Here is a 13,259-nt window from a genome sequence, read left to right on the forward strand (position 1 = left end):
TACTCGGTCAAGCTCGACGGCGGCCGTGGCACGGCCGGCACCCAGCTGCTGCCGGTGCACGACGACGGCCGCCCGGCCGATGACTTCGGTCGCCTGGGCGTGGCCCTGAAGGCCAAGGTCTCGAAGACCGAATTGAAAGTCGGCGAGTGGATGCCAGTGTTGCCGATCCTGCGTTCCGACGATGGCCGTTCCCTGCCGCAAACCTTCCGTGGCGGCCAGGTGACTTCCACCGAAATCAACGGCCTGAGTCTCTACGGCGGCCAGTTCCGCGCCAACAGCCCGCGTAACGACGCGAGCATGGAAGACATGTCGATGAACGGCCGCGGTGCATTCACCTCCGACCGTTTCAACTTCGGTGGCGGCGAATACGCCTTCAACGAAAAACGCACCCAGGTCGGCGTCTGGTACGCGGAACTGTCCGACATCTACCAACAGCAATATTTCAACCTGACCCACAGCCAGCCGATCGGCGACTGGACTCTGGGCGCCAACCTCGGTTACTTCACCGGCAAGGAAGACGGCAGCGCACTGGCCGGCGACCTTGACAACAAAACCGCCTTCGCCATGCTTTCCGCCAAATACGGCGGCAACACCTTCTACGTCGGCCTGCAGAAAGTCGGCGGCGACGATGCCTGGATGCGCGTCAACGGCACCAGCGGCGGCACCCTGGCGAACGACAGCTACAACTCCAGCTACGACAACGCCAAGGAAAAATCCTGGCAACTGCGCCACGACTTCAACTTCGCCGCCGTCGGCGTGCCGGGCCTGACCCTGATGAACCGCTACATCAGCGGTGACAACGTTCACACCGCCACGGTCGACGACGGCAAGGAATGGGGCCGTGAAACCGAACTGGCCTACACCGTGCAGAGCGGCGCACTCAAGAGTCTCAACGTGAAATGGCGTAACGCATCGATTCGTCGCGACTTCAGCACCAACGAATTCGACGAGAACCGTATCTTCATCAGCTATCCGATTTCGCTCCTGTAAGACCCATGGAACACTTGCCATGAACGCCTGCCAGCGCCATGGCGAGCCCCGGCAAGGATGCCGACCCAGAGCGGTTCGTCGATCAAACGTTGACAAGGTAGCGGAAGGATAAGGATATTCCCTCTCGGTCGTACGACAACTTATAACAACTGTACCTCTCACTGTTTGCTCAGGTAATGCCATGACCACCACACAGATTCGCCATCCCTTCAATCGCCTGCTGTTGACCGGCGCCGCCGGCGGCCTTGGTAAAGTCTTGCGCGAACGCCTCAAGCCTTATGCCCGCCACATTCGTCTGTCTGACATTGCCAACATGGCCCCGGCCATCGATGAAAGCGAGGAAGTGGTGCCGTGCGACCTGTCGGATAAGCAGGCCGTGCATCAACTGGTTGAAGGTGTCGATGCCATCCTGCATTTCGGTGGTGTATCGGTTGAGCGTCCATTCGAGGAGATCCTCGGCGCCAACATCAGCGGCGTGTTCCACATCTACGAAGCCGCGCGTAAGCACGGTGTCAAACGCGTGATTTTCGCCAGTTCCAACCACGTCATCGGTTTTTACAAACAAGACGAAACCCTCGACGCCCACTGCGCTCGCCGTCCGGATGGCTACTACGGCCTGTCCAAGTCCTACGGCGAAGACGTCGCCAATTTCTACTTCGATCGCTACGGCATCGAAACCGTCAGCATCCGCATCGGCTCGTCGTTCCCGGAACCGCAGAACCGCCGGATGATGAGCACCTGGCTGAGCTTCGACGACCTCACCCAACTGATCGAATGCTCGCTCTACACACCCAAAGTCGACCACACCATCGTCTATGGCGTCTCCGCCAACCGTGACGTCTGGTGGGACAACAGCCACGCCGCGCACCTGGGCTACAAGCCCAAGGACACCTCGGAAATCTTCCGCGCCAAGGTCGAAGCGCAACCGATGCCGGCCGCCGATGATCCGGCCATGGTCTACCAGGGTGGCGCCTTTGTGGCCGCCGGCCCGTTCGACTGATCCGCCTGTTGTCCGTGGGATACAAACGAACCAAGGAATCACCATGCAAGCCGAATTGATTGTCGACGCACGCAACGCCGTCGGGGAAAGCCCTGTGTGGGTGCCCGAGGAAAACGCCTTGTATTGGGTGAACATCCCCAGCGGCGGCCTGCAGCGCTGGAGCGCCAGCAGCGCAAAGATCCAGAGCTGGGAAGCCCCCGAAATGCTCGCCTGCATTGCCCGTCACCAGGACGGTGGCTGGATCGCGGGGATGGAAAGCGGTTTCTTCCGCCTGCATCCACATGACGACGGCAGCCTGGACAGCGAGCTTTGTGCGAACGTCGAGCACAGCCGCACCGACATGCGCCTCAACGATGGCCGTTGCGACCGCCAGGGCCGTTTCTGGGCCGGCAGCATGGTGCTGAACATGGGCGCCAATGCGGATGAAGGCAAGATGTACCGTTATGAAGCCGGACAACGCAGCCCGGTCGAGGCGCAACTGAGTGGTTTCATCGTGCCCAATGGTCTGGGCTTTAGCCCCGACGGCCGGACGATGTACCTGTCCGATTCACACCCGCTGATCCAGCAGATCTGGGCCTTCGACTACGACATCGACAGCGGCACCCCATCCAACCGCCGCCTGTTCGTAGACATGATGCCCCTGGCCGGTCGCCCGGACGGCGCGGCAGTCGACGCCGATGGTTGCTATTGGATCTGCGCCAACGACGCCGGCTTGATCCATCGCTTTACGCCGGATGGACGTCTCGACCGCTCCCTGGAAGTGCCGGTGAAAAAACCGACCATGTGCGCCTTTGGCGGCAGCCAGCTGGACACCCTTTTCGTGACCTCGATCCGTCCTGGAGACGACAACGATCCGCAATCCCTGGCCGGTGGCGTGTTCGCGCTGAACCCCGGCGTCAAGGGTCTCGCTGAACCTGCTTTCGGAGGATGGAAACACTCCGCGAACTGATCTGCTTTGCCGCTTCACATCGATAGACATAAAAACAACAACACTGGAGATTGACCATGAATTTCAAACGTACACTTCTGATCGCGGCCTTGCCCCTGGCCTTCCTGGCACAGGCGGCGCAGGCTCTGGACATCAAGATCGCCGACATCCACCCCAAGGGCTACCCAACCGTGGTCGCCGAGGAATCCATGGGTAAAACCCTGGAAAAGGAGAGCAAAGGCGAACTGAAGTTCAAGTACTTCCCGGGGGGCGTACTGGGCTCTGAAAAAGAAGTGATCGAGCAGATGCAAGCCGGCGCAATCCAGATGTCCCGCGTCAGCCTGGGCATCGTCGGCCCCGTGGTGCCGGACGTGAACGTCTTCAACATGCCATTCATCTTCCGCGACCAGGCGCACATGCGCGCCGTGATCGACGGTGAGGTCGGCGATGCGATCCTGGACCGGATCACCAACTCCGAATTCGGCCTGGTGGCCCTGGCCTGGATGGACGGCGGCACGCGCAACCTCTACACCAAGAAGCCCGTGCGCACGCCGGAAGACCTCAAGGGCATGAAAATCCGCGTCCAAGGCAACCCTATGTTCATTGAAATGATGAACGCCATGGGCGGCAACGGTATCGCGATGGACACTGGCGAGATCTTCAGCGCGTTGCAGACTGGCGTGATCGACGGCGCGGAAAACAACCCGCCGACCATGCTCGAGCACAACCACTACCAGAACGCCAAGTTCTACAGCTTGACCGGGCACCTGATCCTGCCTGAGCCGATCGTGATGTCGAAAATCACCTGGAACAAGCTCACCCCAGAGCAGCAGGACATGGTGAAAAAAGCGGCCAAGGCTGCCCAGGCTGAAGAGCGCAAGTTGTGGGACGAGAAATCGGCCGCCAGTGAAGAAAAACTCAAGAAAGCCGGCGTCGAGTTCATCACCGTCGACAAGAAACCCTTCTACGACGCCACCGCGCCGGTCCGAGCCAAATACGGTGCACCGTACGCCGACCTGATCAAGCGCATCGAAGCTGTCCAGTAAGACCTCTTAATCTGTACTCATGAAACGGCTGGGCGCGCCTGCGGTTAGAAGGCGCGCCCGGTAACGGTGGAACCCGATGAAGAATTTGCTGCTGCGTATCAACGACAAGATTTACATGACTTGCATCTGGGTGGCCGGCCTCTCTGTCCTTGCCGTTGCGCTGATGATCCCTTGGGGCGTGTTCGCCCGCTACGTCCTTGGCACCGGCTCAAGCTGGCCGGAGCCCACCGCGATCTTGCTGATGATCGTCTTCACCTTCATCGGCGCCGCCGCCAGCTACCGCTCCGGGTCGCACATGGCTGTGGACATGGTCACCAGCCGCCTGCCCCAGCACTGGCAAAACGTGGCATCGGTGTTCACCCAGTTGATGATGGCAGCGGTGTGCATTTTCATGACCATCTGGGGTGCCAAGCTGTGCATGACCACTTGGAACCAGTTCATGAGCGCCATCCCTACCCTGCGAGTCGGCATCACTTACATGCCGATCCCGATCGGTGGGTTCCTGACCCTGATTTTTGTCTTGGAAAAACTCTTGCTGGGTGATCAAAGCCAGCGTCGGGTCGTGCAGTTCGACCTGGTAGAAGAAAACGAAGGTGCCGCTTAATGGACGCTCTGATTCTGCTGGGCAGTTTTTTGGTATTGATCCTGATCGGCATGCCGGTCGCCTACGCGCTGGGCGCCGCCGCCCTGATCGGGGCATGGTGGATTGACATTCCGTTCCAGGCCATGATGATTCAGATAACGGGCGGCGTGAACAAATTCTCGCTGCTGGCCATTCCGTTCTTCGTCCTGGCCGGCGCGATCATGGCCGAGGGCGGCATGTCTCGCCGGCTGGTGGCCTTCGCCAGCGTGCTCGTAGGTTTCGTCCGTGGTGGCCTGTCCCTGGTCAACCTCGTGGCCTCGAGTTTCTTTGGCGCGATCTCCGGTTCCTCGGTGGCTGACACCGCCTCGGTCGGTTCGGTACTGATCCCGGAAATGACACGCAGGGGCTATCCGCGTGATTACGCCACCGCCGTCACCGTCAGTGGTTCGGTACAAGCGCTGCTGACACCGCCAAGCCACAACGCAGTGCTGTACTCTCTCGCCGCTGGCGGCACCGTCTCCATTGGTTCGCTGTTCATGGCCGGCATCGTCCCCGGCATCATGATGAACCTCTGCCTGATGGCGCTGTGCCTGGTCTTCGCGAAAAAGCGCAATTACCCCAAGGGCGAGGTTATTCCGCTCAAAGAAGCGCTGAAGATTTGCAAGGAAGCCATGTGGGGCATGATGACGTTGTTCATCATCCTGGGCGGCATTCTCTCGGGTGTGTTCACTGCCACTGAATCGGCCGCCATCGCCGTGGTGTGGGCGTTCTTCGTGACCATGTGCATCTATCGCGACTACAAGTGGAGCGAGTTGCCGAAACTGATGCACCGTACGGTGCGCACCATTTCCATTGTGATGATCCTGATCGGCTTCGCCGCCAGCTTCGGCTACATCATGACGCTGATGGAAATCCCGGCGAAGATCACCACCGCGTTCCTGACGCTGTCGGATAACCGCTACGTGATCCTGATGTGCATCAACGTGATGTTGCTGCTGTTGGGCACCGTGATGGACATGGCACCGCTGATCCTGATCCTCACGCCAATCCTGATGCCAGTCATCGTCGGCATCGGCGTGGACCCGGTGCAGTTCGGCATGATCATGCTGGTGAACCTGGGTATCGGCCTGATCACGCCGCCGGTGGGCGCGGTGCTGTTCGTCGGCTCCGCCATCGGCAAGGTCAGCATCGAAAGCACCGTCAAGGCCCTGCTGCCGTTCTACGGCATGCTGTTCCTGGTTCTGCTGCTGGTGACGTACGTGCCCGCCATTTCGCTGTGGTTGCCACATTTGGTGTTGTAACAGAAAACAATAGGTCCCCTTGTGGCGAGGGGATTTATCCCCGCTGGGCTGCGCAGCGGCCCCAAAACCAGCCATCTCGATTTGTCTGATACACCGAGATTGAAGCCTTTAGGGCTGCTTCGCAGCCCAGCGGGGATAAATCCCCTCGCCACACTTGGGCGTATTCCCCTCCAGCTTTGCCAACCCATCAGACGCCGCCATGACACCACCACTCCTCCACCTCGAAGACGAACTGACCCGCCTCACCCTGGCCCCACACCTGGGCGCCAGCCTCGTTGAATGGACCTTGCGCAGCACCGGCGCTCCCCTCCTACGCCCACCCGCGCCACAAGCGCTGGAAAATGGCCTGCCAGGCAAGCTCGGCTGCTTCCCGTTGATCCCGTGGTCGAACCGAATCGCCCATGGCGGTTTCGATTGCCCCGGCGGCTGGCTCGCCCTGGAAACCAACAGCCCCAACGATCCATTTCCGATCCATGGCAGTGCCTGGCAGCAACCTTGGCAAGTCGCCGAACAGAGTGCCGGGGAAGTTTTGTTGCAACTCGACTGCCAAACCCCGTTTGCCTATTGCGCCAGCTTGCGGATCCGCCTCAGTGGCGGCCAACTGCAGATGGCGCTGCACGTCACCCACATGGCCGAACAGGCCGCCTGGCACGGGTTGGGTTTGCATCCGTATTTCCCGCGCACAGCCGATACACGCCTGCAAACCCGCGCCAGCGAAGTCTGGATGTGCGACGCCACGAAACTGCCAACGGAACTGAAGGATGTTCCCTCGGAGTGGGATTTCCAACACGCACGGTTACTGCCGGATACCCTCGTCGACAACGGCTTCGGTGGTTGGGATGGCCAGTGCCTGATCCAGCAACCAGACCTGGGTTATGAACTGGAATGCCGCGCCAGCGGCAGCGATTACTTCCTGCTGTACTGCCCCGTGGGGCTGAATTTTTTCTGCATCGAACCGGTAAGTCACCCGGTCAATGCCCATCACCTGCCAGGACGGCCGGGGCTGCGTTTGCTGGAGCAAGGGCAATCGGTGGCGTTGGGGTTTTCGATGCAGTGCCGAGAGTTGTAAGGCGCGCCGATCCCCGTGGCGAGGGAGCTTGCTCCCGCTCGGCTGCGAAGCAGACGCCCTGGCTCAAGACCGTATGGGCCTGCTGCGCCCGAGACGTCGGACCGGTCCAGCGGGAGCCAGCTCCCTCGCCACAAAAGCCCCCTGACCAGATCGCTACGCCCGCACCAGCATGAACACCGCCACCCCCAGGCAAACCCCGGCAAACCCCACCTGCAACGCCCGCGCCGGCACCTTCGCGCAGAACCGTCGCCCCAGGATCATCCCGACGATGCTCGCCGCAATGAACGCCGCCCCAACCCGGTCGATGCTCACACCGGCATGAAACGCGCCGACAACGCCAATCAACGAAACCAGGCTGATGACCATCAAGGATGTGGCGACGATGCCGCGCATCTGCACGTCGGTAAGTTGCTTGAATGCCGGCACGATCAAGAAACCGCCGCCCACGCCCAGCAAACCTGAGACCATTCCCGTGACCGCGCCCAATGCCGACAGCGTGGCGGTGCAGCGCGGTGTCCAGGCCAGCCGCCCGGTCTGGCGATCGAGCATGCAATTCTTTTGCCCCCAGCTGGCCGCGCCGTGATCGCTGGGGCCCGGCTGCGAGGTTTCCCGGCGCAGCATGCGCGCCGCCACCAGGACCATCAGCAGGCTGAACAGGACCATCAGGATTTTTTCCGAAAGCTGGTGGGCGAAGTAAATGCCCACTGGCGAGAACACAGCGCCCAGCAAGGCGATTAACAGCGCCGCGCGGTAACGCACCAGGCCATGGCGCAAGCCATCGATGGCGCCCACCGCCGCCGAGCTGCCCACCGCGAACAGTGCCACCGGCGCGGCCTGGGTCATGCTCCAGCCCAGGCCCAACACCAGGGCCGGGACGGCCAGGATACCTCCGCCCGCCCCCGTCAGGCCAAGAACCAGGCCCATCACCACACCGAAAAAACTTGCCAGTAACATAGGGGTCTCTCAAGCCGCGCACGTCTGTTGTCAGGCGTGATCGCATTTGCAGGACGCGGTGGCCCTCACTTAAGCTGCGGACCATATGTCGTAAATCTTGCGCATTGCAACCGCTTCTTCTTGCACAGGTCCGCTGCCATGCCCGCGCAGATCCAAAGCTTCCTCGATCCCGCTTCAAAGACCTACACCTACGTGGTTTACGAACACGACGGCGGGCAATGCGCGGTGGTCGACCCAGTGCTCGACTACGACCCGGCATCGGGCCGCAGCGGTACCGCACAGGCTGATCGAGTGATCGCTTATGTGCGCGAACATCAATTGACGGTGCAATGGCTGTTGGAAACCCATGCTCATGCTGATCACCTGTCCGCCGCGCCTTATCTGCGCCGGGAACTGGGCGGCAAGATTGCCATCGGCGAATCCATCGGCCAGGTGCAGAACGTGTTCAAGACGCTGTTCAACCTCGAGCCGCAATTTGCCATCGACGGTTCGCAGTTCGACCACCTGTTCGCGGCCGACGAGTCCTTCCTGATCGGCAACCTCAAGGCCACCGCCCTGCACGTGCCCGGCCACACCCCGGCGGACATGGCCTACCTGATCGACAGCGACGTGATCCTGGTGGGCGACACGCTGTTCATGCCGGACGTGGGCACCGCCCGTTGCGACTTTCCCGGCGGCAATGCCCATCATCTTTACGCCTCGATTCGCAAGTTGCTGGCCTTTCCCGCCAGTGTGCGGCTGTACGTGTGCCACGACTATCCGCCGGAAGGACGCGAGCCCCAATGCATGAGCACCGTGGGTGAGCAGCGCCAGTACAACATCCACGTACGCGATGGCATCGATGAGGCGTCGTTCGTGGCCATGCGTACCCAGCGCGACAAGACATTAGGCATGCCGACGTTGCTGTTGCCGGCGATCCAGGTGAATGTGCGAGCCGGCCACCTGCCGCCGGCCGAGGGCAATGGCGTGACCTACCTGAAGATTCCGATCAACCAGCTCTAAGGTCGCCACCTATCCAATGTGGGAGCGAGCTTGCTCGCGATGGCGGTGGGTCAGGCAACAATGAGCCGTCAGAAAACCACAACTCCCCTGTAGGAGCTGCCGAAGACTGCGATCCTTTGATTTTCAGGTCCCCAACGTCAACCCATTGGCCGGCAACGGCAACGCCGTCTTGTAGCGCACCTGCTTGAGCGCAAAGCTCGAGCGGATGTTCGCCACGCCCGGGACTTTGGTCAAAAAGTCCATCATGAACCGCTCCAGCGACTGGATCGTCGGCACCAGTACGCGGATCAGGTAATCAGGATCGCCGGCCATCAGGTAGCACTCCATGACCTCCGGCCGGTCGGAGATGGCCTCCTCGAAGTGCTGCAGCGCCTCTTCCACTTGCTTTTCCAGGCTCACATGGATGAACACGTTGACATGCAACCCCAGCAAGTCGGCGTCCAGCAGCGTGACCTGCTCGCGGATCACCCCCAGCTCTTCCATGGCTCGGACGCGGTTGAAGCATGGCGTCGGTGACAGATTGACCGAGCGAGCGAGATCGGCGTTGGTGATCCGGGCGTTGTCCTGAAGGCTGTTCAGAATGCCGATATCGGTGCGATCCAATTTGCGCATGAGGCAAAATTTCCTGTTTTTTATCGTTGTGCAGATTTTTTATCTGCAAATGATCTGAACAGCAAGGCAACAGAGAAAAATATTCTTCTTCGTCGAGCCTATGATTGTTGTAGGACAATTTCCCACCTACCCAGGGAAATTCGTCAGCTAGCGCGCCCACTACAAGAAATTCACAAGATCGAGCGTAGAAAGCCATGAACCCAGCGTACGAACCGCTACGCCTGCACGTCCCAGAACCCTCGGGCCGTCCCGGCTGCAAGACCGACTTTTCCTATCTGCATCTGTCCGATGCCGGCACGGTGCGCAAACCTCCCATCGACGTCGAACCCGCCGACACCGCTGACCTGGCCCGCAGCCTGATCCGCGTGCTCGATGACCAGGGCAATGCCTTGGGCGAGTGGGCTGCGGAGATCCCCGTCGAGATCCTGCGCAAGGGCATGCGGGCCATGCTCAAGACGCGCATCTACGACAACCGCATGGTCGTCGCCCAGCGCCAGAAAAAAATGTCGTTCTACATGCAAAGCCTTGGCGAAGAAGCCATCGGCAGCGCCCAGGCCTTGGCATTGAACATTGACGACATGTGCTTCCCCACCTACCGCCAGCAAAGCATCCTGATGGCCCGGGAAGTGCCGCTGGTGGACCTGATCTGCCAACTGCTGTCCAACGAGCGCGACCCGCTCAAAGGCCGGCAATTGCCGATCATGTATTCGGTCAAGGACGCCGGCTTCTTCACCATTTCCGGTAACCTCGCCACGCAATTCATCCAGGGCGTGGGCTGGGGCATGGCTTCGGCGATCAAGGGCGATACCAAGATCGCCTCGGCCTGGATCGGTGACGGCGCCACCGCCGAATCGGACTTCCACACCGCCCTGACCTTCGCCCACGTCTACCGCGCCCCGGTGATTCTCAACGTGGTCAACAACCAGTGGGCGATTTCCACCTTCCAGGCCATTGCCGGCGGTGAAGCCACCACCTTCGCCGGGCGCGGCGTCGGCTGCGGCATCGCCTCCCTTCGCGTCGATGGCAACGATTTCATGGCGGTCTACGCCGCTTCGCGCTGGGCCGCCGAACGCGCCCGCCGCAACCTCGGCCCGGCGCTGATCGAATGGGTCACCTACCGCGCCGGCCCGCACTCCACTTCCGACGATCCTTCCAAATACCGCCCCGCCGATGACTGGAGCCATTTCCCCCTGGGCGATCCAATCGCCCGCCTCAAGCAGCACATGGTGAAGATCGGCCAGTGGTCCGAAGAAGAGCACGCGGCGGTCACCGCCGAACTCGAAGCCGAGGTGATCGCCGCGCAGAAAGAAGCCGAGCAGTACGGCACCCTCGCCGGCGGGCAGATTCCAAGCGCCGCGACCATGTTCGAAGACGTCTACAAAGAGATGCCGGAGCACTTGAAGCGCCAGCGTCAGCAGTTGGGGATCTGACATGAACGATCACAACAACAATATTGCGTTGGACACCGCCATGACCACTACCACCATGACCATGATCCAGGCTCTGCGCTCGGCCATGGACGTGATGCTTGAGCGCGACGATAACGTCGTGGTGTTCGGCCAGGACGTGGGCTATTTCGGTGGCGTGTTCCGCTGCACCGAAGGCCTACAGAACAAGTACGGCACTTCACGGGTGTTCGACGCACCGATTTCCGAAAGCGGCATCGTCGGCGTGGCGGTGGGCATGGGCGCCTACGGGCTGCGGCCGGTGGCCGAGATCCAGTTCGCCGACTACGTCTACCCGGCGTCGGACCAGATCATTTCCGAAGCGGCGCGCCTGCGCTATCGCTCGGCCGGCGAGTTCACCGCGCCGATGACCCTGCGCATGCCCTGCGGCGGCGGGATCTATGGCGGCCAGACCCACAGCCAGAGCATCGAGGCGATGTTCACCCAGGTCTGTGGCCTGCGCACCGTCATGCCGTCCAACCCCTACGACGCCAAGGGTCTGCTGATCGCCTCCATCGAGAACGATGACCCGGTGATCTTCCTCGAACCCAAGCGCCTGTATAACGGCCCGTTCGACGGCCACCATGACCGCCCTGTAACGCCATGGTCCAAGCATCCGCAGGCGCAAGTGCCGGACGGTTACTACACCGTGCCACTGGACGTCGCCGCCATCACCCGTCCGGGCAAGGACGTGACGGTGCTCACCTACGGCACCACGGTCTATGTCTCCCAAGTGGCGGCCGAAGAGACCGGCATCGACGCGGAAGTCATCGACCTGCGCAGCCTCTGGCCGCTGGACCTGGACACCATTGTCAAATCAGTGAAGAAAACCGGCCGTTGCGTGGTTGTCCACGAAGCCACCCGCACCTGCGGTTTCGGCGCAGAGCTGGTCTCGCTGGTGCAGGAACACTGCTTCCACCACCTGGAAGCGCCCATTGAGCGTGTCACCGGTTGGGACACCCCCTACCCGCATGCGCAGGAGTGGGCGTATTTCCCTGGGCCGTCCCGTGTGGGCGCGGCGTTGAAACGGGTCATGGAGGTCTGAATGGGCACGCACGTTATCAAGATGCCGGACATCGGCGAAGGCATCGCGGAAGTTGAGTTGTCGGTGTGGCACGTCAAGGTGGGCGACATGGTCGTCGAGGACCAGGTACTGGCCGACGTCATGACCGACAAAGCGATGGTGGATATCCCCTCGCCAGTGCATGGCCGGGTCATCGCCCTGGGTGGCGAGCCGGGTGAAGTCATGGCGGTGGGCAGCGAGCTGATCCGCATTGAAGTGGAAGGTGCGGGCAACCTGAAGGAGTCCGCGCAACCGGCTCCGGCTCCGGCTCCGGTTGCGGCTGCTGCGCAAGCATCGAAGCCAGCGCCAGTGGCAACGCCTGAACCGGTGATGGCAAAAACCGCCGCACCCCGCTGCACCCCGCAAGCCCCAGTGGCACGTGACCCCGACGAGCGCCCACTGGCCTCGCCGGCCGTGCGCAAGCACGCATTGGACCTCGGTATCCAGCTGCGCCTGGTCCAGGGCAGCGGCCCTGCCGGGCGTATTTTGCATGAAGACCTGGAAGCCTATCTGGCCCAGGGGCCGTCGACCCAGGCCAAGAGCGGTTCGGGTTACGCCGAACGCCATGACGAGCAGCAGATCCCGGTGATCGGCATGCGCCGCAAGATTGCCCAGCGCATGCAGGAAGCAACTCAACGCGCCGCCCATTTCAGCTACGTCGAGGAAATCGACGTCACCGCGCTGGAAGAGCTGCGGGTTCACCTGAACGAAAAACACGGCGCCAATCGCGGCAAGCTGACCTTGCTCCCCTTCCTCGTCCGCGCGTTGGTCGTGGCCCTGCGCGACTTCCCGCAGATGAACGCCCGTTATGACGACGAAGCCCAGGTCATCCATCGCTGCGGCGCAGTGCACGTCGGCGTTGCGACCCAGAGCGATGTCGGCCTGATGGTGCCCGTGGTGCGTCACGCCGAAGCCCGCAGTCTGTGGGACAGCGCGGCGGAGATCTCGCGCCTGGCCACGGCCGCCCGCAATGGCAAGGCCAATCGCGATGAGCTGTCCGGCTCGACCATCACCCTGACCAGCCTCGGCGCGCTCGGCGGCATCGTCAGCACACCGGTGCTGAACCTGCCGGAAGTGGCGATCGTCGGCGTGAACAAGATCGTCGAGCGGCCCGTGGTGATCAAGGGCCAGATCGTGGTCCGCAAGATGATGAACCTCTCCAGTTCCTTCGATCACCGGGTGGTCGACGGCATGGACGCGGCGCAATTCATCCAGGCCCTGCGCGGCTTGCTCGAACAACCTGCCACCCTGTTTGTGGAGTAGGCG

The 13,259-nt window shown here is 61.6% G+C and carries 13 protein-coding genes; 11 read left to right on the plus strand and 2 right to left on the minus strand.

The genetic code is table 11. The annotated features are described in order from the left end of the window. The 7 genes from ACLK1G_RS05260 to ACLK1G_RS05290 form a co-directional block, all read left to right on the plus strand. Positions 1-990: OprD family porin (locus ACLK1G_RS05260; RefSeq protein WP_420764459.1), on the plus strand; the 990-nt coding region annotated here is incomplete at its 5' end. Between the two features lie 181 nt (positions 991-1,171). Further along, complete coding sequence (locus ACLK1G_RS05265; RefSeq protein ID WP_420764460.1) at positions 1,172-1,990, plus strand: NAD-dependent epimerase/dehydratase family protein; 819 nt, start codon at positions 1,172-1,174, stop codon at positions 1,988-1,990. A 43-nt stretch (positions 1,991-2,033) separates the two neighbouring features. Then, positions 2,034-2,939, plus strand: coding sequence for an SMP-30/gluconolactonase/LRE family protein (locus ACLK1G_RS05270; RefSeq protein WP_420764461.1), 906 nt, complete (start codon positions 2,034-2,036; stop codon positions 2,937-2,939). A gap of 56 nt (positions 2,940-2,995) precedes the next feature. Beyond that, a complete protein-coding gene (locus ACLK1G_RS05275; RefSeq protein WP_420764462.1) occupies positions 2,996-3,964 on the plus strand; it encodes a TRAP transporter substrate-binding protein in 969 nt (322 codons plus the stop codon). Between the two features lie 76 nt (positions 3,965-4,040). Then, a complete protein-coding gene (locus ACLK1G_RS05280) occupies positions 4,041-4,568 on the plus strand; it encodes a TRAP transporter small permease (protein ID WP_420764463.1) in 528 nt (175 codons plus the stop codon). Then, the gene (locus ACLK1G_RS05285) at positions 4,568-5,848 is read left to right on the plus strand and encodes a TRAP transporter large permease (RefSeq protein WP_420764464.1); all 1,281 of its coding nucleotides are present in this window, start codon (positions 4,568-4,570) and stop codon (positions 5,846-5,848) included. The genes ACLK1G_RS05280 and ACLK1G_RS05285 overlap by 1 nt, the downstream gene beginning before the upstream one ends. A gap of 199 nt (positions 5,849-6,047) precedes the next feature. Then, on the plus strand, positions 6,048-6,917 hold the full coding sequence (locus tag ACLK1G_RS05290; RefSeq protein ID WP_420764465.1) for an aldose 1-epimerase: 870 nt from the start codon (positions 6,048-6,050) through the stop codon (positions 6,915-6,917). 153 nt (positions 6,918-7,070) lie between these two features. Here the strand turns inward: ACLK1G_RS05290 and ACLK1G_RS05295 are convergent, their stop codons facing one another. Next, the gene (locus tag ACLK1G_RS05295; protein ID WP_420764466.1) at positions 7,071-7,871 is read right to left on the minus strand and encodes a sulfite exporter TauE/SafE family protein; all 801 of its coding nucleotides are present in this window, start codon (positions 7,869-7,871) and stop codon (positions 7,071-7,073) included. A gap of 138 nt (positions 7,872-8,009) precedes the next feature. Between ACLK1G_RS05295 and ACLK1G_RS05300 the strand changes: the two genes are divergently transcribed. After that, a complete protein-coding gene (locus ACLK1G_RS05300) occupies positions 8,010-8,873 on the plus strand; it encodes an MBL fold metallo-hydrolase (protein WP_420764467.1) in 864 nt (287 codons plus the stop codon). A 123-nt stretch (positions 8,874-8,996) separates the two neighbouring features. Here ACLK1G_RS05300 and bkdR read toward each other — a convergent pair whose 3' ends face one another. Beyond that, the gene (bkdR, locus tag ACLK1G_RS05305; protein WP_420764468.1) at positions 8,997-9,485 is read right to left on the minus strand and encodes a Bkd operon transcriptional regulator BkdR; all 489 of its coding nucleotides are present in this window, start codon (positions 9,483-9,485) and stop codon (positions 8,997-8,999) included. 194 nt (positions 9,486-9,679) lie between these two features. On the opposite strand from bkdR, the gene ACLK1G_RS05310 reads away from it, so the two are divergent. Genes ACLK1G_RS05310 through ACLK1G_RS05320 form a run of 3 tightly spaced genes read left to right on the plus strand, consistent with a single transcriptional unit; the run spans position 9,680 to position 13,256 of the window. Then, positions 9,680-10,915, plus strand: a complete 1,236-nt coding sequence (locus tag ACLK1G_RS05310; RefSeq protein ID WP_420764469.1) for a 3-methyl-2-oxobutanoate dehydrogenase (2-methylpropanoyl-transferring) subunit alpha — start codon at positions 9,680-9,682, stop codon at positions 10,913-10,915. Between the two features lies 1 nt (position 10,916). Then, positions 10,917-11,975: an alpha-ketoacid dehydrogenase subunit beta gene (locus tag ACLK1G_RS05315; RefSeq protein ID WP_305500321.1), complete on the plus strand. Its 1,059-nt coding sequence runs from the start codon at positions 10,917-10,919 to the stop codon at positions 11,973-11,975. Next, positions 11,976-13,256 carry a dihydrolipoamide acetyltransferase family protein gene (locus tag ACLK1G_RS05320; protein ID WP_420764470.1) on the plus strand — a complete coding sequence of 427 codons (1,281 nt, stop codon included), beginning with the start codon at positions 11,976-11,978 and terminating at the stop codon, positions 13,254-13,256. The last annotated feature ends 3 nt before the right edge of the window (positions 13,257-13,259 follow it).

It is taken from the genome of Pseudomonas algeriensis (assembly GCF_048847255.1).
Lineage (GTDB): Bacteria > Pseudomonadota > Gammaproteobacteria > Pseudomonadales > Pseudomonadaceae > Aquipseudomonas.